The sequence below is a fragment of the Clostridium oryzae genome, from assembly GCF_002029235.1.
In the GTDB taxonomy this organism is placed as follows: domain Bacteria; phylum Bacillota; class Clostridia; order Clostridiales; family Clostridiaceae; genus Clostridium_AE; species Clostridium_AE oryzae.
The window spans coordinates 1-23,175 of the sequence record NZ_MZGV01000012.1 but is presented as its reverse complement, the minus strand read 5'-3'; the positions used below and the strand labels follow the sequence as shown (position 1 = coordinate 23,175).

The window sequence follows — 23,175 nt, the reverse complement described above, 5'->3', positions numbered from 1 at the left end:
TAGCTGTTAAATTTGCTTGTACCAGCGAGGCATATAGGTATTAAAATAGTCGTAGTATTCAAGCATCTTAGTTATATTTCTAAGCATAACATCCACTTCTTTTCTGCCGAATTTTATTGCCCAAGGCACTGAAGAGAGTGAGTTAGAAGCTTGATATAAAGCTAGCAGCCTAAAAAAAACTTCTGGCACATCATTAGAAAAGTATCCATGAATTTGACCTATAACAAAAGGTTCACTAATACTGAGCGAAAATGCCGTGCGTTTATACTCCTCCCAGGGGTCTCCATAATCATATCGGTTAAAATCTATTACTCCTATGTGCAAACTTTCATTAATAACTAAATTACCAACATGAAAGTCACCATGTTGCATTGTCTGTTTTCTGTTTTCTAATAAATATCTATTGTCATTTATGTATTTAATAAGTTTGTCAGCGTGAGACACTCTTATGTCGCAATTTATATAGTTGTTTATATTCCTATCTATTTTTTTATTAAATCTATCGCTCCATTTTTGCTGATTTTTAGGTGCAGGTATAGTATGAATGGCTTTTAGAATCTGCCCTGCTTCTATGCCAAGTTTATACTGCTCTGTTTCATTTAATTCTGGTAAAACGGATTCGGCATCGTTTCCAGCTACCCAAGTTAAAAGCGAGTATACTTTTGCGTTGTTTGCATATGTTCCAAAACTGATTGGCATACTCATATTAATATTACATTCGGAAATTTTACTTAGAATTTCATATTCTCTTTTTTTATTTTCAAGAGTTGCTATATCGGAAGTCCTAAGTAAAAATTCTTTTCCGCAATCGTCTTTGATATAATATTTATCATCGTCTGACCAGCCTTTATTTATTTTATCGATTATTCTCCAGGTTGAATAGAAATCGATGCCTTTTAGCTCCTCATAGGTTTTCAATTTATCACTTCCTCACATGAAAAGTTTCTAATAATAGCTACTGGTTATTAGAAGTAATATAAATAATACAAACACAATAAGTCCTATTATTGCCTTTTTCTTTGTATATTTTATTGCATCTTCACTAGGTTCAAGATTCTGATTCTTATACTTCCATTTTTCGCCAAATAGTAGGCTATCTCTTGGAAATGCAGCTGTGTATAGAAATACAAAAATAATTGGAAGACTGAACACTATGGTAAGAAATATTTCACCAGCACTCATGAAACACCTCCTGATTATATAATAGGAATATTATACCATAATGATGTTATATATTTAAATATAGATAGCAATGTGAGAAAAAATTGCTATCTAACTTTTGAAATTCGACATACAAGTACAGTTAATATTGAGCGGTTCAGATATATTTCTCAAATGCAATTTGCCCACTATGCCATAATAATATATGTAAAATATGTTATAATTACACTGTGGTACACGTGTAATCGTAAATTACGAGAACATTATTTATTTAATGCGGAGGTAGTAGCAGTGAAAGATTTTCCAGAGTTTATGAAAAGTGAGAAGAACCATATTAGTAACAATCAGCAAAATACAAAGGATATTGATGGATATTTTTTTGAAGGGGAAGATGGTAGTCAGATGGCTTTTTGGACATGTTATTCTGATAGAACATCTAAAGAACATGAACATGAGTTTGATGAATATATGGTATGTGTTTGTGGGCAATATACTGTTACTATGAATGACCAAGAATTTGTCTTGAATGGTCACTTAAATCGAAACTTCTGTTGGAGAATTTGAAGATACTGTACAAGCTCTAAACTATTTCAAAGATACTTATATTACATATTTAGCTGAATTGGAGCGAAGATGTATATTTATTGAAAACGAAGATAGAATAAAAGTTGCAACAATTACTTGTTGGTGGAATTATAGTGAAACAAGGCAGGACCCTTGGATACATTGGAAGGCTGTTCACCCAGGATTTAAAATTACTTCAGAAAGTGGCCTTGGAGGATATAATAATGACAACTATTTAGAGGCTATGAAATTGCTTGAGAAATATATTACACCAACAAATAGGAAATTAAAGAGGTGATATGCATCTGCCATTTATGGTGAAGAAAAATTAAGAAGTTATATTGTATACATCTAAAAAATTTAAATTCATATTCTCCCTCCGATATTTTAGGAGAGCTATCCTGTTATACCTCTCCTTCTATATTTATCCCAATTCTTCAGCATCGATTTCATATTAATCATCCTTTCCATATACTTAATAAAAAACTTTGAGGCACTGAAATAGAAGTACCCAAAGTTCATATGCGCAATATTATACATTAGAAGCTTTGAAATTTCAATTATGCCTAAACATGTAAGAGATAGGTAATTGTCTTAGTCCATACTAAAGGTTGAATATTTTTTTGGAGAAACTCCAACGGCTTTTTTAAAGGATTTTAAGAAATTACTATAGTCGTTAAAACCACATTGAAGATAGACATCACTTATGGCCGTACCGTTTGAAAGTTTTGATTTTGCTATAGATATTCTTCTAGCTGTTATATATTTGTTTATAGTGGTGCCAGTAGTCTGTTTGAATATTCTGCATATGTAGGACTCACTCAGAAAAAAGTGTTCTGCTAGATGCTTAACCGTGATGTCTTTTAAGACATTATCATTTATATAAGAGATGATTTCCTGAGCTTGGTTGTTATATTTATAATATGATAGAGTTGAATTTTTATTATCAACAAACATTTTAGTTAAATAGGTAACAAGTTCAATAAAACAGGAATACTCAATTCTATCTGAGCCAAAACCTTCTGCGCTCAGAATTTTGCTTATAAAATAAATAAATCTATTTTGCTGTCCTTTATCTAACTCTATTTTGTGACTGAAATTTTCTACATTCCGGTGTGTAAAACAATACTCTAGGTCAGTTTTACTGCTGGAGACGGATTTCAGAAAATCAGGATGAATAGAAATAACTATTCGTTCATGAACCTGTTTATTTATTTGGGAAACATAGTGACTTTCAAACTGATTTATTACAAATAAGTCACCAGGTTTAATATCATATAGTTTATTAGCAATGAGGAATTGTTGACCTCCGGAAATAGAATAATAAATTTCGTAGCAATCATGTATATGAATAGACATAGTTTCTTCTTCTGTATGTAAATGTGCAATTGAGAAATATTTATTTTTTATGCAATCGCTAACTGCTTCCTTACAGGATTTATATTCTTTCATAGAAATTCACCGCCATAAATCATCATTAATTTAATTATACTTGTTACTTCAAGATTTGCAATATTTCTAAAAAAATAGCACAAGAAATAGTTAAAGTATAATAGTATAATTAAGTTATCAAATAAATATGATCAATTGGGGAGGAATATCTAATGAATATTACGGAGAAATTTTCATTAAAGGGAAAAATAGCATTAGTAACAGGAGCATCTTACGGAATAGGATTTGCTATTGCAACAGCATACGCTCAAGCTGGAGCAACAATAGTATTCAATGATATTAATCAGGAATTAGTTGACAAAGGTTTGAAATCCTACGAAGAAGTAGGAATTAATGCTCATGGATATGTGTGTGATGTTACAGATGAACAGAAGGTAAATGAGTTTGTTAGCAATGTAGAAAAAGAAATAGGAGTAATTGATATTTTGGTCAATAATGCAGGAATAATTAAGCGTATACCAATGCTTGAAATGAAGGCCGAGGATTTTAGAAAAGTTATCGATGTGGATTTGAATGCTCCATTTATAGTATCAAAGGCAGTAATACCAGGAATGATAAAAAAAGGCCATGGGAAAATCATTAACATATGTTCAATGATGAGTGAATTAGGAAGAGAAACAGTTTCGGCTTATGCAGCAGCCAAAGGTGGACTTAAAATGCTGACTAGAAACATTGCTTCCGAATATGGTGAATATAATATTCAATGTAACGGAATTGGACCAGGTTATATAGAAACACCTCAAACAGCTCCTCTTAGAACACCAGAGCATCCATTTAACAAATTTATAATTTCAAAAACTCCAGCAGCTCGTTGGGGTACCACTGAAGATTTAATGGGACCGGCTATATTTTTAGCTTCTGATGCTTCAGACTTTGTAAATGGTCACATTCTATATGTTGACGGTGGAATTTTAGCTTATATTGGCAAGCAGCCACAATAGCAGGAGGAAATGAAAATGAAGATTGCATTAATTAATGAGAATAGTCAAGCAGCAAAAAATCAGTTAATATATGAAACTTTAAAAAAAGTTGTTGAACCGATGGGACATGAAGTATTTAACTATGGAATGTATGGTGCTGATGATAAAGCACAGCTTACTTATGTTCAAAACGGTATTCTTACAGCTATATTAATCAATTCCGGTGCAGCAGATTATGTAGTAACCGGATGTGGTACAGGAGAAGGCGCAATGCTGGCATGCAATTCCTTTCCAGGAGTATTATGTGGTCATATTGTAGATCCATCAGATGCATATATGTTTTCACAGATCAACGCAGGAAATGCAATAGCACTTCCTTTTGCAAAGGGTTTTGGATGGGGAGCAGAATTAAACCTTGAATATATCTTCGAAAAATTATTCCAAGGTGAAATTGGCCAAGGATATCCAAAAGAGAGAGCGATACCAGAACAAAGAAACAAAAAGATTCTGGATCAAATTAAAAAGGTTACATATAAAGATATGGTAACTATTTTAAAAGAGATAGATCAGGAGCTCTTAAAAGGTGCTGTAAGCGGCGAAAGATTTAAAGAATATTTCTTTGATAACTGCAAGTGCGAGGAAATTGGAGACTATATCAGAAGCATATTAGAGTAAATAATTCAGCAAATTAAGATATTAGGAACTAGAGAAGATTAAAATCTAGTTCCTTTGTACTAAGCACAGAAAATAAATAGGAGATTATGATCATGGATAAGTATAGAAAAATTAAATGTCAGCTGATAGCTAAAGAAATGGCGGAAATTTTAGAACAAAAAGGATATACAAGCTATTATGCAGAAGATAAGGATGAGGCTAAAAAGTTAATTTCAGACCTAATACCAGAAGGCTCAAGCATATCAGTAGGTGGCTCTGAAACGCTTGGAGCTATGGATATCATTGAAGATTTCAGAAGTGAAAAATATAAATTTTTCGATAGATACAAAACGAAATCCTATGAAGAGACCTATGAAATTTACAGACAATCCCTATTATCGGATTATTTTGTGAGCAGTGCTAATGCCATAACAAGAAACGGACAAATTGTAAGTACTGATTCCTCAGGAAACCGGGTTGCAGCAATGATTATTGGGCCTAAGAAAGTAATCATAGTTATGGGAGCTAATAAAGTCGTTGATAATCTAGATGATGCTTTCAAACGAATCAGAGAGATAGCACCACTGAATGCCATAAGAGTGGGGCACAAAGCTCCCTGCGTTCAAACAGGAAAATGTATGAATTGTGAAGTTCAACAATCTGTATGCAATTATACTGGAATTATTGAAAATGGCCGTAAGGAATCAGGGAGAATTACAGTTATTATGGTAGCAGAAGAATTAGGTTTTTAAATTATACGTATAGCCGCTCAATGTTGAAAGATGAGCGGCTATTTATTATTGTTGAGATAAATTTTTGTTAATAAGAGCAAACGACCTTACTGCTTCATTTCTGATGTTTAACAATTCCAGCAATTCACTTTTACTGAAATCAACATAGTGAGCTACATCTTCATCGGTTACATATCCTCGACTTTTAAGCTGTTCATTTGAACTTTTCATATGTCCTCCAAAATGAATCATAAGAATTTTTCAAATAATTTGTGTAAAATTGCAATGAGTTTTATCGTATATGTTTTATTATAGAATATAACTTAATATCCTTCAATATTATGTGTTTCAAAACAATGGTATGGTAGAATGTATTTAGAAACTATATTTTAAGAAGTAAGCTTAGGAAGGGGGGACGTAAAAAAATGTTAGATACAATATTTTTCGATTTGTTTCATACGTTAGTAACACTGGATGGTAATAATTCTAGGAATGAATATGATGTGCTAAACATATCAAAAGATGAATGGGAAAAGTATGCTGAAGATAAGGAGTTATATTTTCTTAGGGCAACTGGAAAGGAAAAAGATCCTAGAAAAATAATAGAGAGTATAATTGATAAAATGGGTTTGGAAGTTAAAGATGATGAAATTGATGAGATTTTAGAACTTAGAAAACGGAAATTTGAACGATCCCTACTGAATATAGACACTGCAATTCTAGATGTTCTTAAAGATATAAAGAAAAAAGGGATAAAACTGTGTTTAATAAGCAATGCCGATACGATTGATGTAATGTACTGGAAGCAGTCGCCTCTAAGTAATCTATTTGATGAAGCTATTTTTTCATACGAAGTAGGATATCTTAAACCGCAGGCTGAAATATACAATTTAGCACTTAAAAGTATGAATACAATACCCGAAAGATCCATATTTGTAGGAGATGGGGGTTCTGATGAATTAAAGGGCGCAAAGGAACTCGGCATAAAAACTATATTCACAAGATATTTAATAGAAAAAGAGGAAGAAGAATATAGAAAAATCAAACAGTTTGCTGATTATTACGTACAAGATTTTAATGAGATCCTTAGTGCTATAGATATACAGGCGGCGGTTTAGTTTAGCTGATTATAAAGAAAAATAATAATTAGGGGGACGATGGTATGAAAAAGTCAAGAGTAATATTAGGAATATTAATATCATGTGTTTTTACTATTATGTTATTAGGTTGTGGTGGATTCGAAGAAAGAACAGAAAAACCAGCCATATACCTATATCCGACTGAAAACCAGGATGTGACTGTAAAACTAGATTACAAAGGAAAACTTACTACAACTTATCCAGATTACAAGGATGGATGGAAAGTCACTGCTGAGCCAAGCGGGAAAATAATTAACAAACAAGATGGAAAAGAATATAACTATTTGTTTTGGGAAGGTGTTCCATCAAAAACTGAATGGGATTTATCTAAAGGATATGTTGTTAAAGGAAAAGATACAGAAAAATTTCTTCAGAATAAACTTTCAAAGTTAGGTCTTAATTCGAAGGAATATAATGAATTTATAGTATACTGGCTGCCACGTATGCAAAGTAACAAGTATAATTTAATAACCTTTCAAAATAAACAATATACTGATTTAGCTAAACTTAATATTAATCCCCAGCCTGATTCTTTGCTAAGGGTTTTTATGGTGTTCAAGCCATTAACAAAGCAGATTGCTGTAAAAAAGCCAAAGATAAAGCCATTTGAGAGAAAAGGATTTACTGTTGTTGAATGGGGAGGAACAGAAATAAAATAATGTTAAGATAGGCCACTAAAGAGTAAAGAGAAGGAAGAAATCGCGTCCTTAAGGAGTCAATTTCATTATATGATATCGTATATTTTATTTAGTTTACGTTTTTGGGAGTTAAGCTGTTTGTCCAAAAGATGTAATTATATAATATGCGAAGTGATATGAAGATAACTTTTAAGAAAATACTAAAAAATAAATAAACAAGAAAAATAATTTGGAAGAAGTAATTTAGAAAATATAGGGTTTCTATACGTAAACTTAACTTATACATGGCGAATTATCGAACGCTTTAACGATCATTCGCCATGTATAAGTTAATAGTTGAAGTAGAAACCCTTATAATACTTTGTAAATGCATAGAGCTGGCATAGGGGAGGAAGTGGTTGGAGGAGGCATTTTCCAGCCGACGGAAATCACTTTCTCCCTTATCCTATCTTCCGAACTTGGTTTTAATGCTTGTCCAATAATCAGCATTCTCAAGTCCAAGTCTCCATATTCCAATACCAGATAGATTATATGAATTTACTAAATTCAACTTATAATTTAAGCTTTGAGCATTCTCAAACCATACTGTATGACTTATTCCAGATGAATCTGAATAATTAAAATAAGGAGATTGTGAAGTTGAATCCCACTTTATTGCAGCTCCATGAGTAGATGCTAAGTTATAAATGGAGGAAATACCATAGGCTTTAGTTCCGCTTGAGGACCAATCATATCCATAGCCAGCAGTTCCTAAAAGCAGTTTTTCTTTTGGAATAACAGTTGATGCATATTTAATTACATTTTCAACCCAACCTATGGAAGCAATAGCACCTGGTGAACCTCCAGGATAGTGCTCGTCGTATGTCATTAATACGATTTTATCAGAGTAAGCAGCTAAGGCTGCATAGTCAAATGCTCCGTTCCAGGATGCTGTGGGACTGTCACTGATTTTGGCTGGAACAGACATGGTTACAGAGAAACCTTGTGGCTTCAGCGTATTATTAAGCTCCTTCATAAAGGTTGTAAGATAAGTTCTGTCGTAATAGTATACGCCTTCAAAGTCAATATTTACCCCTTTGTAACCATTGCTTTTTAACGAGGTTAGGATATTATTTATCAAAGCTTGTCTATTTGTTGAACTCTCTAATAATGTTTTAGCTATATTTCCGTCAAAGTTGTTTGATACCATAGCCATTGCTTTAATACCATTAGAATTTGCATAGCTTATCTGGTTTGCTGGTACAAGACCAGAAATATTTCCAGTGCTATCGGTTATATAAGTATGGGTGGCAATTTCATCGATAGTTGATGTATTTGCAGTCATAGAGTTATAGGAGGAACTATCCCCTGAATAGTAATAAGTTGAAAATCCTAGTACAAGTTTTTTAGCACTTGTAGTCGTTGATGACTGTAAGGTTGTAAGACTTATATGGGGTGAGTCTACAGATGTACCATAGGAATTATACGCTCTTACAAAATACCAGTACTTTGTGTTGGAAGTAAGTGATATGCTTTTATAGCTGGTTGCAGAGACAGTAGCAATTAATGCATAGTTTGAATCAATAGTAGTGGCTCTGTACACCTTATAACCTGAGGCGTTTGATACAGATGCCCAACTTAAGGTTACTTCGTTAGCAGTAAGTCCCGAGTATATTAATGAAGTCGGGGAAGATGGTGCAGTACCTTTTTTTACAGCAGTTTTTGCCAATACCAGACTGTTGCTTAGTATTAAGATAAAGGTTAGAGTGAAGATAGACAGTAGTTTTTTATAAGATTTCAAGTATAGCACCCCTTTCTTGTATATTTCATTTATCGGCTGATTCACGACAATACTCGACAAGCAATTTGTGGCTAAGTTTCCTAATTTATGTGATATTATATATATAGAGAATTCATATAAATAAAGGGGAAATACAAAATGATTATTAGACCTGCTCAAATAGATGATGAAAGAAAAATAGCAATATTAATAGCTGAGTTTAGAGTTGAGTTAAGAAAGTTAAAAGGTATTGAGACTACAGCAAATGAAAACGAGGCTGTAGAAGAATTCAGAGGATATTTAAACAGCAGATATAAGACCTTTATTGCTCAAGATGATAACGAAGAACTTATTGGATACATGGTTCTTAAAATTGAAGATATAGTCGTATGGGTTGAATCTTTATTTGTATGCAGTAATGCAAGAAGAAACGGTATAGCTTCAAAATTATATGATAAAGCGGAAGAAATTGCTGAAAGTCTTGGAGGGGACACGTTATATAATTGGGTTCACCCAAATAATCATAGAATAATTCCTTTTTTAGCTAAGAGGGGGTACGATGTTTTAAATTTAGTAGAAGTAAGAAAGAAAAGAAGAGGCGAGACTGCAAAAGAAGTGGTAAATGTAGGAGAATATAAATTTAAATATTAATTATGAAAAAAGTAAAAAGTAATGTGCCTAAAGGTTAATCTACCAGGTACATTATTTTTTACTTTTAGGAATTTATGTATTTTTCCAATTGTGGATAACTTTTAATTAGTATCAAGATACACCACTAAATAGTAGAAAAAGTGGTTGCTAAATAAAAAAACGGTACAGCGTGTTTACGAAGAAGTTAAAAAGAGACAGTAATATATTTTGAAGTTAGTGAATTAAGATAGAAAGGTAATAGAAGCAGTATAATAAGAGTATTCTGTGAATATTAAGAGTCAGGGCATAGGAAATGTTTACAGTCGGGGTTATCTAAGCACGCTCATTATCATTCGCAGATAACCCGTTAAAGGCCATTTAGGCCTTTAACCAACGGAGATATAGAGTGAATTTAGCAATTGTCAGCAAATTTTATGCAAATTTTCGTTAAGATTTGGGTAGTGTTTGAGGCGTAGCCGAGTTTGCCCAAATTAGAAAATTTACATAAAATTTGTGTTACAAGTGCTTAATGAACGGATCAATCTCCGTAGTGCCACAACATTTCTTTTTTTACTCTCTAGGAATTTATGCTTTTTACCAATTATGGATAACTTTTGGCTAATGCTAAGACACTTTTATATAAAACAAAAAAGATGATCACTAAATAATGAAATGTTATGTTATGGTTACGAAGCAATAAAAAGAAACGGTACTATATTTTGAAGTTAATGAATTAGGAGAACAAGGCAACAAAAGCAATATAATAAAAGCATTTTGTGAACATTAAGAGTTAGGGCATTAAAAATGGTTACACTCAACGGAGGCATTTGGAGTGAGTTTAGCAATTATCCGTGTCTTTTAGTCAATTTCCGTTAAGATGGCGAATTGTTTGAGGCGCAGCCGAGTTATGAACCATTAGGAAATTTGACTAAAAGATGCGGTGAAATTGCTTAACGAGCGGAACTAGCCGACATAGGGTGTAACCATTTTTTACTAATTTGTTTCATAAAAGAATTAGAGAAACTCAATAATGGAAAATTATGATACTATACATAAAGAGGGATTAAATTAAGGAGGAATAGAAATGGATTCAATTGAAAATAAACGAATCGAATTAGAAGAAATGGCTAGTTTCTTTGACAAGAGAGTAGATACCTATGATGAACATATGAAAAACGAAGTGGATGGTTCAGATCAGTATTATATTGAAACAGCAAAATATATACCGCATTGTAGCAATTTGAAACTTTTAGACTTAGGTTGTGGTACAGGGCTTGAATTAAAGGAGATATTTAAAATAAATCCAACTGTTAATGTAACTGGAATCGATCTTTCAAAGAAGATGTTAGCAAAATTGAAAGAAAAGTATGAAGAAAAACAGGAGCAGATAAGTTTAATTAACGAATCGTATGTTGATATAGAATATGGAAAAGAAGCTTACGGCGCAGTTGTTTCGGTAGAGACTTTACATCACTTTGCACATCAGGAGAAACTCAAAATATATAAAAAGATATACGACAGTCTTATAGATGGAGGCGTATATGTAGAAACAGATTATGTTGCTAAAGATCAGGAGTATGAAGATTATTTCTTTAATGAATTAAAAAGGATAAAAGAAGAAAATAAGATAACAGAAGGGTTCTATCATTATGATACACCATGTACAGTAGAGAATATAATCATTCTGATGGAAAAGGCTGGGTTTAAAGAGGCTGAACTGAAATGGAGAGAAGAAGGAACAGCCATCATTGTAGCAAAAAAGTAGATTTCTTAATAAATTAATATGTTTTATAATATGTTTTTATTGTACTAAATATGGTTTATGCACTATAATGCTATTGATGTTGATTAGTTAATCTCGTCAATAGCACTTATTTTTGGAGGCTTAAAATGAAAGATTTATTTCTTCTTATGGCTACATTTATAGCTTACTTTGTAAAAGGAATAACTGGTTTTGGAAATACTCTAGTTATGAGTCCGCTATTCTCTTTTGTAGTATCAAACAGGGTAACTACACCGGTAGACCTTATATTTAGTATACCTACAAATACATATATAGCCTGGAAGGAAAGAAAGAACATATCCTTAAAAATCGTTCTGCCTTTGTCCATTATGCTTTTTGTAGGTATTATTCCTGGGACTTTCTTATTAAAAACGGGAAACGACAAAATGCTGAAAGCGATTTTGGGAGTAGTAGTAATTGGAATGGCAATAGAGATGATTACTAGAAAATATTCTAAAAGAAAAATAAATAGGACTAATCCATTAATATTAATCATTATCGGAGTACTTTCGGGTATTTTGGCAGGCCTTTATGGCATCGGAGCGCTTCTGGTTGCATATATAAACAGAACAACAGATAACAAGAGTGCCTTTCGTGCAAATATCTGCTGCGTTTTTCTCACGGATAATATAATTAGATTATTTATATACAGCTATACTGGAATATTGAATATGCATGTAATAATCCTTTCACTGCTTCTTTCACCTGCAGTGATAATTGGAATGATGGCAGGAATGAAAGTTTATTCAATGATGAAAGAAGATACAGTAAAAAACTCTGTGATAGCTCTGCTTATAATAAGTGGTGCTGTGCTTATAATAAAAAGCAATTTAATATAATAACTCCAAATTAGCAAGCCAGTCAAACTTATCTGACTTGCCAATTGACATGCTAAAATGTAATCATTTTATCCTTAACTTCTAAGGCTAACCTCAAGGATTTGATTGCATCATCTAACCAAAGTATTCCGTAAATGTTACTTTTGCTGCACTCTAATACATGTTTAAAGGCTTCTTCATAACAATTTTTACTCTCGAGGTCTACATTTTCTTCTTTTTTATCAGTGAATAGTTTTAGAGAACTTTCTGTTCTATCAGCATATCCATTTTCAAAATATTCTATAGTTCCATACTCAAAATCAGCCTCATAGCCAACGGTAAAAGCATGGTATTTTGGAATCAGTGATGAAGCTTGGATGTTGACAATTGTATTACTATTATAAGTTAGAATAGCTTCTACATGAGCTTCGCCATCTTTAGGTTCAATTCCATATGAAGAAATGTTTTCGGGATTGCCAAGCAGCCAACTTATAAAATCAAATTCATGTATCATAAGATTTGTAACTATCTTGTCTAGGCCTAATTTGCCCCATATTGGAGGTGTCTTTCGTTTAATATGCAAAACTTTTAATTTGCCAAGTTTATTATATTTTACAAGATTATAAAGATACCTGTAGGGTGGTTCGAATTTAATGAAGTTATCAACGTAAACCTTCTTTCCATACCTATTTGAGGCTTTTTTCATAGCCAATGCGTCTTCTAAATTTAGAGCGACTGGAGTTTCACAAAATACATCTTTTCCATTTTTCAAAGCGCCAATAACATATTCTCTATGTATGATACTTGGCATACATACATCAATTAGATCAATACTTTTGTCTGAAATTATACTTTCCAGATCATTAGTTGCTTCTATTCCCGTTTCAATACTTATTTTTTCAAGTTTTTCCTTATCCCTTCCATAGATGATGATTGAATCAACGCTTGATATGTTCTTATAAAGCCTTGCATGATAAGCGCCAAAGCCTGTACCTAAAATTCCTATTTTCATAAATATTCCTCACTTTCAATTTATAGAAAAACAATACTAAAACTTTTCCTGCAAACACCGAAAGTTTATTAATCTTTGCATGTTTGCAAGTTTATAGTTGAAGTTGTTTATCTACATTTGGTAAAATAAGTATAGCAATCAATTGTTGACAATAGTGTGTCATAAATATTTATGAAGAAGGAATTTTAATGAGATTACATAGAATGATTTCAATATTACTGCTAGTTGAAGCGAAAGGGAAAGTCAAGGCTAAAGAACTGGCTGCAGAGCTTGAAATTTCAGTGAGAACTGTCTATAGAGACATTGATTCCCTCTGTGAAGCTGGCGTGCCGCTTACCACAGACACAGGTCCAAATGGGGGGATACATTTTGTAGAAGGATATAGAGTAGGGATAAAGAATATGCAACCCGATGAGATTATAAATCTGTATTTAGGTGGAATGGGAGTTAAGGCAGATAAAAAGAGTGATATGGCTATGAAGGTTAACACAGCATTATTAAAGCTGCAGAAAAATTTATCTCCTGGAATAAATGAAAATCTAAATAAAATTAAGAAGAGATTTTATGTAGATGATACACCCTGGTGGGGCGAAAAACGTTCGTTAGGCAATATAGATATACTTCTTCAGTCACTTTGGCAGAATACAAAACTGTCAATAACTTATACAAAACATAATGGTGAAGTTTCTAACAGAAATATAATGCCCTATGGAATTGTAGTAAAACAGGCGGATTGGTATTTAGTTGCATATTGTGAGATGAATAAGGATATAAGAACGTTTAAATGTGAAAGGATAACAGCATGTAAAACCTTGGATGATGATTTTATTTTTCCTACAAACTTTTCTGTAGAAGAATTCTGGAAAAGAAATCATAAACAATTTGTTAATGAATGTAAAGAAAAAGAGCAGTATCCTGTTACCATACGTTTAGGTAAATGTTTTGAAGATAAACTGGATAATTTTCAAGTTTATAAAGTTGAGAAAAAGGATGAATGTATTGAAGCTATAGTAAATATGCATAAGTATGAATTTGCAATTGGAGAGGTACTGGACATTATAGGTTGTGCTGAAATATTAGCACCTGTTGAATTAAGAGACTTTGTTAAGAAGAGACTTCAAATTATGCTTAAAAAATATGATTTTTGATTTACTATATAAGTTGTGAAAGTTCTAATACATTCTGACTTCTAAAAGATCCTAGGGTCGAACCGATTCAGCAGTGATATTTTAGAAACCATAATGTAAGAACTTTATTGCAACTTATATAGTTTATGATAAATTTGAAATTATACCATGATATGATACAATAGCATATATCTAACGACGGGAAATTATAACTATTGCATATTTATGCGATATCAATATAGCTGTGAGGAGACAGGTAATAATAAATGATAATTATATTTTGCGGGGGAGTGTAATGAAAAATATACCAAACATAATATCTATATTAAGAATTTTGTTATCTGCAACTCTATTTGTTTTGAAACCACTAACCTTACTGTTCCTGCTTATATATTCTATTTGCGGATTTAGTGATATTATTGATGGATATATTGCAAGAAAAACTAATTCTGCAAGTAGATTTGGTTCGATACTAGATAGCATTGCTGATATTATTTTTATGAGCTCTGTAATTATTGCTTTATTACCAATATTGTTGATTCCAATTAAAATATTAATATGGATAATGCTGATTACTTTTGCTAGAATTGTCTCATTGCTCATAGTGTACTTTAAATATCATACTTTTGCTATTCTTCATACATATGCAAATAAGGCTACTGGGCTCTTTTTGTTCTGCTGCCCATATTTATTTAGGTTTGTTGATATAACTATTTTAGGGTATGTGGTATGTGCTATTGCAAGTTTATCTGCAATTGAAGAATTGGTGATAAATATAACATCAAAAGAATTATTAAGGAATAATACAAGCATATTTATGAAACAGTGACAATTGAATTTATTTCTAACATGATTTTTATAAATATGTTATAATTTAGTTTAACATTTAAAAATCTAAGGAAATAATTCTAAAACTGAGTTTATACATATTGAGAATTTAATTAGGATATTTAAGAGTGCAAGGAATAATGAGAGTATCTGTAAAGCATATAATGTCACGAATCCTGAGAATATTACCTGGGAAATTATGTTAAAATATTATGAGAAAGTAGTAAAAAAGCAAGCTGTATCGGATGAAAGAATGCTAAAAGTAGTGGAGGAGATGGGCAATGTTTAAATTAGTTGAACCAAATGATCTTATGAAAGATGAGTATATTTCCTATATATCTGAATGGGAAAATGCCGAGGAAGAGATAGTACCTGCAGCTTCAAGGAGAGACGGCAAGAATTATGAAGAACTAATTATAAAATGGAGAGAACAAAAAACGAATAAAGCATACTCTAATGGGTTTGTACCGGCATCGTTATATTTTATGGTAGATGAGAACGGAAAAATCTATGGATCTATACATATCCGGCATGAACTAAATGATTATTTACTAAAAATCGGCGGGCATATCGGATATGGTATTAGACCTTCAGAAAGACAAAAAGGGTATGCGGCTAAGATGCTTTCATTAGCATTACAAACGGCAAAAGAATTTGGCATAAACAAAGCACTTGTAACCTGTGATAAAAGTAATTTAGGTTCTGCCAGAACAATAATTAAAAATGGTGGGGTTTTAGAAAATGAAATTATTGAGGACGGAGAATTAGTACAGAGATACTGGATAGAAATAACATAGGGACAAATTTAGATGAAAAAGCTTGGCTGGGATAAACGTTCAGATTTATTTATATATTCGAAAAATTTTAGTTAAAAGAGGTAAGCCATGAATTTTAAAGGTAAAAATATTTTTATAAGATTTCTTGAAAAAGGAGATGCTGAAGCTTTACTTAATCTACATTTGAGAAACAGGGATTTTTTTCAGAAGTATTCACCTGCTTATAGTGAGGAATTTTATACACTGGAGTGGAAGATACAATCAATAGAAACTTCTATAGAAATGCGAAAAAACGATAAAATGTATTCTTGGGGAATATTTGATAACGAGTATAAAAAACTCGTTGGTACAGTTGACCTGTTCCAAGTCTTTCGAGGCGCGCTTCAAAGCTGTCTTTTAGGCTATTCGCTTGATAAAGAATATAATGGCAGAGGATATATGACTGAGGCAGTTTCACTGGTGGTTAGATTCGCGTTTGATGAATTAAAACTTCACCGTATAGAAGCTGGGGTTAGGCAGGATAATATAGGCTCCATGAGAGTATTGGAAAAGGCAGGGTTTCATAAAGAAGGGATAGCTATAAAGAATGTTAAAATAAATGGCAAATGGGAAGATCATCAAATGTTTGCGATAATTTCAGACAGAGAATGAATTAAAGGGATGAGTGACCGGAGGAGGCATTTTTCAGCCGACAGAGGTCACTGATCCCTTATTTTACCCCGTATGTAGCATAATACTCATCAATTCTATTTTTGATTTCATCACTAATAACCACTTTACCGTTAATTTCACGATTATATAAATATGATACGATTTCTTCCATAGTGACAATGGAGCAGGTTTTAAAATTAAATTCTTCTTTAAGCTCTACTAAGGCAGATTTAGCGCCTTTACCTCTCTCCATTCTATCAACGGAAATGATTAGGCCAACTACATCAACGTCGCCTTGGGCTTTTATTATTGGCATTGTTTCATATATAGAAGTGCCAGCAGTTGTTACATCCTCAATAATTAATACTTTTTGCCTATCTTTGATTTTGCTTCCCAAAAGTATCCCTTTGTCACCATGATCTTTGATTTCTTTTCTGTTTGAACAGTAGGAAACATCTGCACCATATAGATTGTTAAGAGCAATACAAGCTGATACGCTTAGAGGTATCCCCTTATAGGCTGGTCCAAATAGTATATCAAAATCTGTTCCAAAATTTTCTTTTATTGCTTTAGCGTAGAACTCGCCCAATTTTTTTAGCTGTTCACCTGTTCTAAAGTTTCCAGCATTAATAAAAAATGGAGTTTTTCTTCCGCTTTTTGTAACGAAATCTCCAAAGGTAAGCACTCCACTTTCAAGTATAAATTCGATAAATTGTTTTTTATATTCCAGCATCTTTTACCTCCATAATGTAGACTTAACTTTTATTTATTATACACTATTTATTATTTATTTAATAGAGAAGTATTAATTAAATAAGAAAAATGTGGATATATTTCGCAATACAAAATGCTTATAAAATGAATTGTGATATAATACTATTAGTTAAAGGTACTAATAAAAATAGTAAATCGTTACCAAGACTGGGAGGCAAAATTGATGGCGTTAGAAAGTTATACTAAGTTATACAAGAAAAGATACTTATTTAATATGGCAGCAGTGATTATTTGTATGGTATTATGCTTAAGTGCATTTCTTATAGAATTCCATATATCTTCAACAAATGCTCACAATCCTAAAACAATAAATGGCAGTAGTGATTTAAAAAAAGCAAGTAGTAATAATATTTATGCAAAGCTTAAAACAAAGCATATATATAATCTATCTTTCGAGATGGACAATTATAAGATATATGGTATATTGTTCGATGGGAAAATTGTAACTTTGGTAGTTACCCAGGTGAGTGATGCAAAAGTTATTAAGAGCACGGATGGTATATACTCAGTTTCTGGAGAGATACAAACATATAGTGATGAAGAATATAAAAATTTAAAAAGAGGTTTGAAAGCTAAAGGTTTTAGTGAAACTCAACTAAATAGCCTGCTATCTAAGAACTATTTAAAATTTGTTTCACCGTACCATAATTTATATACTAGACTGCCAATTGAAATCATTGTTTTACTTATTTTATTTTTTAGATCAATGAAATATTTATGGACTAATAGAAGAGTATGCTTAAGTACTCAGATATATTCAAAAGGTAAAATAAAAGCTTTTTATTCAAATGTAGATGAAGAATTGACGAGACCAGATGTATTGACAAAAGGAATTTTTACAATAACACAAAAATATATCATAGTAAACTCAAACAAAATAGTGTTTGCCTTTCCTATAAAAGAAGTAGTTTGGATTTTTAAAAAAAATAAGAGCAGATTTTTATGGAATAAGCAGGATATAGTATTTATTTTTTCAACTGGTGAACAATATAAAGTTCCTATATATAAAAAATATGCAGATTTTACAGACGAGGTTATTAAATTAGTTTCTTCCGTATCCCCAACAACATTTACTGGAACATCAGAAGAACATTATATATTGTATAAAAAGCATCGAAGAGAATTTATGAAATATTGGGTAAGAAGGACCCAAGAAGAAAAAGCGAAATAATGAAATAATATAAATTAATTGAAGGTGGCTGTCACATTAGCAATTTTTAATTGCTTAGTGCTACAGCCACCTTTTTATAAAATTATCAAAAGGAGGAAATAATACATATATCATTATGTAAAAGGAGAATTAAAATGCTAAAATCTACAATAAATCCGAATATTTATCATGGAAATAATCATAAATCTAATTTTTTTGAAGGTTGGTATTTTAAGATAGAACATCCTACCCGAAATCTTACATACTGCTTTATTCCAGGAATATTTATGGAAGGAAATAAAGTGCAGCACCATAGTTTTATTCAAATTATAAATGGGCATGATATAAATTTTAAGTATATAAAGTTTCATAAGGAAGATTTTATAGCTTGTAAGGATAGATTTGAAATAAGTATAGGTGAGAATATGTTTAGTTTAAATAGGATTTCATTGAATATAAATAGGGACGGAGAAAAGATAAAAGGTAAATTAAACTTTAGTCATATAATCGAATGGCCAGATACTATTTTAAACCCCGGGAGTATGGGCTTTTATAATTATTTGACCTTTATGCAGTGTTACACTCAGGTATGTGCAATGGACGGAATGGTTGAAGGAAGTCTTAATATCAACGGTGAAAATGTAGATTTTACCGGTGGTAAAGTGTATATAGAAAAAAATTGGGGCAGCGCATTTCCCTATTCATATATATGGGCTCAGGGAAATTGCTTTACAGGTAGAGAGGTGTCAATTACCTGCTCCATAGGTCATATTCCTTTTTTTGTAACAAGCTTCACAGGTTTTCTTATAGGAATCTATGTGAAAGGAACCTTTTATAAGTTCACTACAATAAACAGAAGCAAACTTTCTATTGGTTATGAAAAAGATAAGTTGATTTTACAGTCGCACAATAGGGAATACTCAATTGAGATTGATGCATCCTATAATAAAGGAGATTTTGTTAATTTATTTGCACCAAGAGACGAGAGGATGATACCAATTGCTGCTGAAACGCTGCAAGGGAAAATCAATTTAACTATATATGATGAAAGGAAAAAACAGATAATTTTTGAAGATAGCTGTATAAATGCAGGAGTAGAGTTTTGCGGTAAATATAGAATTTTAGCTGAACTATGATTATTATTCTGTATATTAATTTCAAAACTGTCTAAAAAATGTTCGTGTAATATATACTTGCAGTTATAAATAAAAAAATATAAATCCTAGGAAAACATTCGAAAAAGGATTTACTAATGTAAAAAAATTGATCATATAAAATTGTAACAGTTCTAAGTTAAATTTATAGACGAAGTTATATCGATTTACTGAACTTAAGATAAGTGGTAATATGATATCATATGCATCAATTTATATTTGGGCGGTGAAGATAATGAAAATAGTATTTAGACAAGTTCAACTATATAAGTTTTTACAGTATTGCAACGAAACTAATATGGATAAGATTGTTTTAGATTGTGGAGCAGGAGGCAATTGTCCGCCATTAGCTTTGTTTGCGGATCATGGCTATAAAACCTATGGAATCGAACTATCTGATTCTCAGTTAGAAAAAGCTAAAGAATTTGAAAAAGAAAATGGTCTAAAACTTAACATAATTAAAGGAGATATGAGAAAGTTATCTTTTGGAGATGATTCTATGAGTTATGTGTATTCCTGGGGATCAATTTTTCATATGAGTAAGAATGATATAGCAAGATCAATTAATGAAATTAAGAGAGTATTAAAACCAGGAGGACTATGTTTTGTTAACTTTCTTTCAAAAGATGATTTTAGATATGAACAGGGAGAAAAGATTGGATACGGAGAGTATATTCAGGATGAAGATGGTTCAGATGTTATACATTCCTACTTTGATGATGAAGAAGCAGAGAAATATCTTAGAGATATGAACATAATATACAAAGAAAAACGAGTTTTTCACAGGATATATGAAGGAAAACAAATTAGACAAGGATATATTGATTACATATTTAAAAAGTGATAGAAATTTAAAGGAAGCTTCATATGCAATGCAGCTTCCTTTAATATATTAACAAATAGTTCTTTAATAACTAGGTTCCCAGATTTGAGATTGAACAGCTTCAGAGGCATCTGATATAGCTGCTCGATTTATATGTTCATTAACAGCTTGTTGAACTACGGCTGTTGCAACAAGTTTTGAGGCTTCCCTAAGCTTTGATACTGGAGGAAGGATTGGAGCACCAACCTGTGAAAGGTCTTGAAGTGAACCAATAGCGTGAGCAGCTGCAGACAACATTCCATCAGATACAACCTTAGATTTTGCAACGATAATACCAAGACCCAAACCAGGGTAAAGTAAGGCATTATTTGCTTGACCTATCATATATTTTACACCTTTATATTCTACAGGAGCTGAAGGACTGCCAGTGACTACCAAAGCTCGTCCATCAGACCATTTTATAACATCTTCAGCTTTAGCTTCGCAAAGTTTTGTTGGATTTGAAATTGGCATTATTGCAGGTCTTTCATTGAGCTTTGCCATGTTTTTAATTACAGCTTCCGTAAATGCACCATGCACACCTGAAGTCCCAATGAGAACGGTTGGCTTAACTGCATTAACTATTTCAGCTAGATCCGTAAGAGTTTTTTGAAATTCACCTTTTTTTCTTGCATACCTTTTCTGTCCTTCTGTTAAATCATCCATATCCTCCGTTAATAGACCTTGACGGTCAACTATATAAAAATGTTTCAAAGCTTCTTCTTCTGAAAGTCCACTATGTATTTTTTCTAATAAAATCTGATCTGATACTCCTATTCCAGCAGTACCGCCTCCAAAGACAAGTATTCTATGCTCACTTACGGGAATGTTTGTAACTCGCGCTATAGCGTTCATAGCTGATACCATCATTACACCAGTACCCTGAATATCATCGTTGAATGTGCATATTTTATCCCTGTATTTTTGAAGGATGTTTCTTGCATTACCTCGACCGAAATCTTCCCAATGCATAAGAACTTCAGGAAAAAGTTCAGTAGAAACATTAACGAATTTATCTATAAAATCATAATATTTTTCACCGGTTATTCTTTTATGTCTTGCACCTAAGTAGCATGGATCATTAAGTAAGCTTTCATTATTTGTTCCAGCATCGATTACTACAGGAAGTACATTTTTGGGGTTAACTCCAGCTGCAACGGTGTATACTGCTAACTTTCCTATGGATATTGCTACACCCTGCACTCCCCAGTCGCCAATACCTAGTACTCCTTCTCCGTCTGTTACAACAATAAGCTTTATCTTATCTAGATCCGAGATTGCTGCTTGCATTGAAGGTTTTATTCCGGCGGCATCGTCAACAGATAGAAAGACAGCATCTTTAGGTGTATCGAATATTTTTGAATAATTTATTACTGCATCACCAATTGTAGGCGTATATATTATAGGTAATAGTTCCACTATATGCTTTTTTACAACATAATAAAAAAGAGTACGATTTGTATCATAAAGGTTCATTAAAAAACGATGTTTATCTAAATTATCACTAATGGAACATATTTTTTTATATACACTTTGCTCCTGTTCATCAATAGTCAATACATAACTTGGAAGCAAACCAGTAAGATTATACTTTTTTCTTTCATCCAGTGTAAAAGCAGTTCCTTTATTAAGAAACGGATTTCTCAATAATTCATGAGGTTTAAATTGAAACATATATAACACTCCTTGCAATTAATGTTTTAATAGCTGAGATATTTATTATCTATAGACATATTATAACAGAATATTAGAAATTAGAATATGCTTTAAGCTAGTAACTCTCAAGTTACATATTAAAAATTATATATCAAATATATAATAATTTAAAATTGTGGTAAAATTATTTGTATTAATTATTACGAGACCAGGGGAGCAAATAATGAGGAATATAGGAACACGAAAAATAGAAACTAAAAGATTAATTTTAAGAAAGTTTAAAGAAGTGGATAAATTTGATATGTATAATAATTGGGCTTCAGATCCAGAAGTGACAAAGATGTTGACTTGGCCAACGCATGCTGCTATTGAAGTTACCGAAATAGTAATTAAAAGATGGATAAATAATTATAGTGAAAACAATTATTATCATTGGGCCATACAATCGAAAGAACCACAAAGCGTTATTGGAAGTATAAGTTTAAATAATGTCGATTATAGCAATGATAGTTGTGAAATTGGATATTGTATAGGAAAGAGATTTTGGAATAAGGGGATAGCAACAGAGGCTCTGAGGGCTGTGCTTTCATTTGCATTTAAGCAAATGAAAGTAAATAGAATTACAGGAAGACATCATATTGATAATGCCGCTTCTGGCAGAGTTATGGAAAAATGCGGATTTAGATATGAGGGAACGTTAAGGCAAATAATTAAGGATGGCAGAGGAAATTTGGTGGATTGTAAATACTATTCCATATTAAAAAACGAATTTATAGATATATAAATAGTATTTTAAAATGCATAATATTAGGAGGATATAAGCGATTGATTTATAATATTATAAATCAATTTATTTTTTGCTAAATATATTGACAATTGGTAGATAATATATGATAATAAATTTGTAGATAAGAATAAAATATTTGACATAAATAT

The 23,175-nt window shown here is 31.9% G+C and carries 25 protein-coding genes; 17 read left to right on the top strand and 8 right to left on the bottom strand.

Annotated elements, in window-relative coordinates:
• Positions 1-6: 6 nt before the first annotated feature.
• Positions 7-918 carry an aminoglycoside phosphotransferase family protein gene (locus tag CLORY_RS07535; protein ID WP_079422905.1) on the bottom strand — a complete coding sequence of 304 codons (912 nt, stop codon included), beginning with the start codon at positions 916-918 and terminating at the stop codon, positions 7-9.
• Between the two features lie 27 nt (positions 919-945).
• On the bottom strand, positions 946-1,182 hold the full coding sequence (locus CLORY_RS07530) for a DUF6199 family natural product biosynthesis protein (protein ID WP_079422904.1): 237 nt from the start codon (positions 1,180-1,182) through the stop codon (positions 946-948).
• Between the two features lie 270 nt (positions 1,183-1,452).
• On the opposite strand from CLORY_RS07530, the gene CLORY_RS07525 reads away from it, so the two are divergent.
• Entirely contained in the window at positions 1,453-1,725 is a 273-nt protein-coding gene (locus CLORY_RS07525) for a cupin (protein WP_242954367.1), read from the top strand.
• Positions 1,726-2,319: 594 nt separating this feature from the next.
• Here the strand turns inward: CLORY_RS07525 and CLORY_RS07515 are convergent.
• The gene (locus CLORY_RS07515; RefSeq protein ID WP_079422902.1) at positions 2,320-3,177 is read right to left on the bottom strand and encodes an AraC family transcriptional regulator; all 858 of its coding nucleotides are present in this window, start codon (positions 3,175-3,177) and stop codon (positions 2,320-2,322) included.
• A gap of 152 nt (positions 3,178-3,329) precedes the next feature.
• On the opposite strand from CLORY_RS07515, the gene CLORY_RS07510 reads away from it, so the two are divergent.
• The 3 genes from CLORY_RS07510 (at position 3,330) to CLORY_RS07500 (ending at position 5,503) form a co-directional block, all read left to right on the top strand.
• Positions 3,330-4,118 carry a gluconate 5-dehydrogenase gene (locus tag CLORY_RS07510; RefSeq protein ID WP_079422901.1) on the top strand — a complete coding sequence of 263 codons (789 nt, stop codon included), beginning with the start codon at positions 3,330-3,332 and terminating at the stop codon, positions 4,116-4,118.
• A 15-nt stretch (positions 4,119-4,133) separates the two neighbouring features.
• On the top strand, positions 4,134-4,772 hold the full coding sequence (locus CLORY_RS07505) for an RpiB/LacA/LacB family sugar-phosphate isomerase (RefSeq protein ID WP_079422900.1): 639 nt from the start codon (positions 4,134-4,136) through the stop codon (positions 4,770-4,772).
• Positions 4,773-4,864: 92 nt separating this feature from the next.
• Positions 4,865-5,503: a lactate utilization protein gene (locus CLORY_RS07500; protein ID WP_079422899.1), complete on the top strand. Its 639-nt coding sequence runs from the start codon at positions 4,865-4,867 to the stop codon at positions 5,501-5,503.
• Positions 5,504-5,548: 45 nt separating this feature from the next.
• On the opposite strand, the gene CLORY_RS23215 is transcribed toward CLORY_RS07500, so the two are convergent.
• Entirely contained in the window at positions 5,549-5,713 is a 165-nt protein-coding gene (locus CLORY_RS23215) for a hypothetical protein (RefSeq protein ID WP_169911556.1), read from the bottom strand.
• Between the two features lie 194 nt (positions 5,714-5,907).
• Here CLORY_RS23215 and CLORY_RS07495 point away from each other — a divergent pair, with 194 nt between their 5' ends.
• Both CLORY_RS07495 and CLORY_RS23735 read left to right on the top strand, forming a co-directional pair.
• Positions 5,908-6,600 (top strand): HAD family hydrolase, encoded by a 693-nt coding sequence (locus CLORY_RS07495; protein WP_079422898.1) that lies wholly within the window; start codon positions 5,908-5,910, stop codon positions 6,598-6,600.
• 44 nt (positions 6,601-6,644) lie between these two features.
• Positions 6,645-7,280, top strand: a complete 636-nt coding sequence (locus CLORY_RS23735) for a hypothetical protein (protein WP_079422897.1) — start codon at positions 6,645-6,647, stop codon at positions 7,278-7,280.
• Positions 7,281-7,704: 424 nt separating this feature from the next.
• On the opposite strand, the gene CLORY_RS07485 is transcribed toward CLORY_RS23735, so the two are convergent.
• Positions 7,705-9,048 (bottom strand): glycosyl hydrolase family 18 protein, encoded by a 1,344-nt coding sequence (locus CLORY_RS07485; RefSeq protein ID WP_242954369.1) that lies wholly within the window; start codon positions 9,046-9,048, stop codon positions 7,705-7,707.
• Positions 9,049-9,177: 129 nt separating this feature from the next.
• Between CLORY_RS07485 and CLORY_RS07480 the strand changes: the two genes are divergently transcribed.
• The 3 genes from CLORY_RS07480 to CLORY_RS07470 all read left to right on the top strand — a co-directional run bounded on the left by CLORY_RS07480 (position 9,178) and on the right by CLORY_RS07470 (position 12,270).
• Positions 9,178-9,669: a GNAT family N-acetyltransferase gene (locus CLORY_RS07480; RefSeq protein WP_079422895.1), complete on the top strand. Its 492-nt coding sequence runs from the start codon at positions 9,178-9,180 to the stop codon at positions 9,667-9,669.
• 1,063 nt (positions 9,670-10,732) lie between these two features.
• Positions 10,733-11,413, top strand: coding sequence for a class I SAM-dependent DNA methyltransferase (locus CLORY_RS07475; protein ID WP_242954366.1), 681 nt, complete (start codon positions 10,733-10,735; stop codon positions 11,411-11,413).
• A 125-nt stretch (positions 11,414-11,538) separates the two neighbouring features.
• Positions 11,539-12,270 carry a sulfite exporter TauE/SafE family protein gene (locus CLORY_RS07470; RefSeq protein ID WP_079422894.1) on the top strand — a complete coding sequence of 244 codons (732 nt, stop codon included), beginning with the start codon at positions 11,539-11,541 and terminating at the stop codon, positions 12,268-12,270.
• A 52-nt stretch (positions 12,271-12,322) separates the two neighbouring features.
• Here CLORY_RS07470 and CLORY_RS07465 read toward each other — a convergent pair whose 3' ends face one another.
• Positions 12,323-13,261, bottom strand: coding sequence for a Gfo/Idh/MocA family protein (locus CLORY_RS07465; protein WP_079422893.1), 939 nt, complete (start codon positions 13,259-13,261; stop codon positions 12,323-12,325).
• 188 nt (positions 13,262-13,449) lie between these two features.
• On the opposite strand from CLORY_RS07465, the gene CLORY_RS07460 reads away from it, so the two are divergent.
• The 4 genes from CLORY_RS07460 (at position 13,450) to CLORY_RS07445 (ending at position 16,643) form a co-directional block, all read left to right on the top strand.
• Positions 13,450-14,409, top strand: a complete 960-nt coding sequence (locus CLORY_RS07460; RefSeq protein WP_079422892.1) for a helix-turn-helix transcriptional regulator — start codon at positions 13,450-13,452, stop codon at positions 14,407-14,409.
• Positions 14,410-14,683: 274 nt separating this feature from the next.
• A complete protein-coding gene (locus tag CLORY_RS07455; protein WP_079422891.1) occupies positions 14,684-15,217 on the top strand; it encodes a CDP-alcohol phosphatidyltransferase family protein in 534 nt (177 codons plus the stop codon).
• Between the two features lie 280 nt (positions 15,218-15,497).
• Complete coding sequence (locus tag CLORY_RS07450) at positions 15,498-16,013, top strand: GNAT family N-acetyltransferase (protein WP_079422890.1); 516 nt, start codon at positions 15,498-15,500, stop codon at positions 16,011-16,013.
• 87 nt (positions 16,014-16,100) lie between these two features.
• A complete protein-coding gene (locus CLORY_RS07445) occupies positions 16,101-16,643 on the top strand; it encodes a GNAT family N-acetyltransferase (protein ID WP_079422889.1) in 543 nt (180 codons plus the stop codon).
• A gap of 58 nt (positions 16,644-16,701) precedes the next feature.
• Here CLORY_RS07445 and pyrE read toward each other — a convergent pair whose 3' ends face one another.
• Positions 16,702-17,376, bottom strand: coding sequence for an orotate phosphoribosyltransferase (gene pyrE / locus CLORY_RS07440; RefSeq protein ID WP_079422888.1), 675 nt, complete (start codon positions 17,374-17,376; stop codon positions 16,702-16,704).
• Between the two features lie 204 nt (positions 17,377-17,580).
• On the opposite strand from pyrE, the gene CLORY_RS07435 reads away from it, so the two are divergent.
• The 3 genes from CLORY_RS07435 (at position 17,581) to CLORY_RS07425 (ending at position 20,565) form a co-directional block, all read left to right on the top strand.
• Positions 17,581-18,588: a hypothetical protein gene (locus tag CLORY_RS07435; protein WP_079422887.1), complete on the top strand. Its 1,008-nt coding sequence runs from the start codon at positions 17,581-17,583 to the stop codon at positions 18,586-18,588.
• Between the two features lie 134 nt (positions 18,589-18,722).
• A complete protein-coding gene (locus tag CLORY_RS07430) occupies positions 18,723-19,703 on the top strand; it encodes a tocopherol cyclase family protein (RefSeq protein ID WP_079422886.1) in 981 nt (326 codons plus the stop codon).
• Between the two features lie 253 nt (positions 19,704-19,956).
• On the top strand, positions 19,957-20,565 hold the full coding sequence (locus tag CLORY_RS07425) for a class I SAM-dependent methyltransferase (RefSeq protein WP_079422885.1): 609 nt from the start codon (positions 19,957-19,959) through the stop codon (positions 20,563-20,565).
• A 63-nt stretch (positions 20,566-20,628) separates the two neighbouring features.
• Here CLORY_RS07425 and CLORY_RS07420 read toward each other — a convergent pair whose 3' ends face one another.
• Positions 20,629-22,257 (bottom strand): NAD-dependent malic enzyme, encoded by a 1,629-nt coding sequence (locus tag CLORY_RS07420; protein ID WP_079422884.1) that lies wholly within the window; start codon positions 22,255-22,257, stop codon positions 20,629-20,631.
• A gap of 205 nt (positions 22,258-22,462) precedes the next feature.
• Here CLORY_RS07420 and CLORY_RS07415 point away from each other — a divergent pair, with 205 nt between their 5' ends.
• Positions 22,463-23,023 carry a GNAT family N-acetyltransferase gene (locus tag CLORY_RS07415; protein WP_242954365.1) on the top strand — a complete coding sequence of 187 codons (561 nt, stop codon included), beginning with the start codon at positions 22,463-22,465 and terminating at the stop codon, positions 23,021-23,023.
• Positions 23,024-23,175 lie beyond the last annotated feature (152 nt).

Bases quoted from the DNA above. Each gene is read 5' to 3' on its own strand.
- CLORY_RS07530 (WP_079422904.1), bottom strand. From the start codon at position 1,182: ATGAGTGCTGGTGAAATATTTCTTACCATAGTGTTCAGTCTTCCAATT.
- CLORY_RS07515 (WP_079422902.1), bottom strand. From the start codon at position 3,177: ATGAAAGAATATAAATCCTGTAAGGAAGCAGTTAGCGATTGCATAAAA.
- CLORY_RS07510 (WP_079422901.1), top strand. From the start codon at position 3,330: ATGAATATTACGGAGAAATTTTCATTAAAGGGAAAAATAGCATTAGTA.
- CLORY_RS07505 (WP_079422900.1), top strand. From the start codon at position 4,134: ATGAAGATTGCATTAATTAATGAGAATAGTCAAGCAGCAAAAAATCAG.
- CLORY_RS07500 (WP_079422899.1), top strand. From the start codon at position 4,865: ATGGATAAGTATAGAAAAATTAAATGTCAGCTGATAGCTAAAGAAATG.
- CLORY_RS23215 (WP_169911556.1), bottom strand. From the start codon at position 5,713: ATGAAAAGTTCAAATGAACAGCTTAAAAGTCGAGGATATGTAACCGAT.
- CLORY_RS07495 (WP_079422898.1), top strand. From the start codon at position 5,908: ATGTTAGATACAATATTTTTCGATTTGTTTCATACGTTAGTAACACTG.
- CLORY_RS23735 (WP_079422897.1), top strand. From the start codon at position 6,645: ATGAAAAAGTCAAGAGTAATATTAGGAATATTAATATCATGTGTTTTT.
- CLORY_RS07480 (WP_079422895.1), top strand. From the start codon at position 9,178: ATGATTATTAGACCTGCTCAAATAGATGATGAAAGAAAAATAGCAATA.
- CLORY_RS07475 (WP_242954366.1), top strand. From the start codon at position 10,733: ATGGATTCAATTGAAAATAAACGAATCGAATTAGAAGAAATGGCTAGT.
- CLORY_RS07470 (WP_079422894.1), top strand. From the start codon at position 11,539: ATGAAAGATTTATTTCTTCTTATGGCTACATTTATAGCTTACTTTGTA.
- CLORY_RS07465 (WP_079422893.1), bottom strand. From the start codon at position 13,261: ATGAAAATAGGAATTTTAGGTACAGGCTTTGGCGCTTATCATGCAAGG.
- CLORY_RS07460 (WP_079422892.1), top strand. From the start codon at position 13,450: ATGAGATTACATAGAATGATTTCAATATTACTGCTAGTTGAAGCGAAA.
- CLORY_RS07455 (WP_079422891.1), top strand. From the start codon at position 14,684: ATGAAAAATATACCAAACATAATATCTATATTAAGAATTTTGTTATCT.
- CLORY_RS07450 (WP_079422890.1), top strand. From the start codon at position 15,498: ATGTTTAAATTAGTTGAACCAAATGATCTTATGAAAGATGAGTATATT.
- CLORY_RS07445 (WP_079422889.1), top strand. From the start codon at position 16,101: ATGAATTTTAAAGGTAAAAATATTTTTATAAGATTTCTTGAAAAAGGA.
- pyrE (WP_079422888.1), bottom strand. From the start codon at position 17,376: ATGCTGGAATATAAAAAACAATTTATCGAATTTATACTTGAAAGTGGA.
- CLORY_RS07435 (WP_079422887.1), top strand. From the start codon at position 17,581: ATGGCGTTAGAAAGTTATACTAAGTTATACAAGAAAAGATACTTATTT.
- CLORY_RS07430 (WP_079422886.1), top strand. From the start codon at position 18,723: ATGCTAAAATCTACAATAAATCCGAATATTTATCATGGAAATAATCAT.
- CLORY_RS07425 (WP_079422885.1), top strand. From the start codon at position 19,957: ATGAAAATAGTATTTAGACAAGTTCAACTATATAAGTTTTTACAGTAT.
- CLORY_RS07420 (WP_079422884.1), bottom strand. From the start codon at position 22,257: ATGTTTCAATTTAAACCTCATGAATTATTGAGAAATCCGTTTCTTAAT.
- CLORY_RS07415 (WP_242954365.1), top strand. From the start codon at position 22,463: ATGAGGAATATAGGAACACGAAAAATAGAAACTAAAAGATTAATTTTA.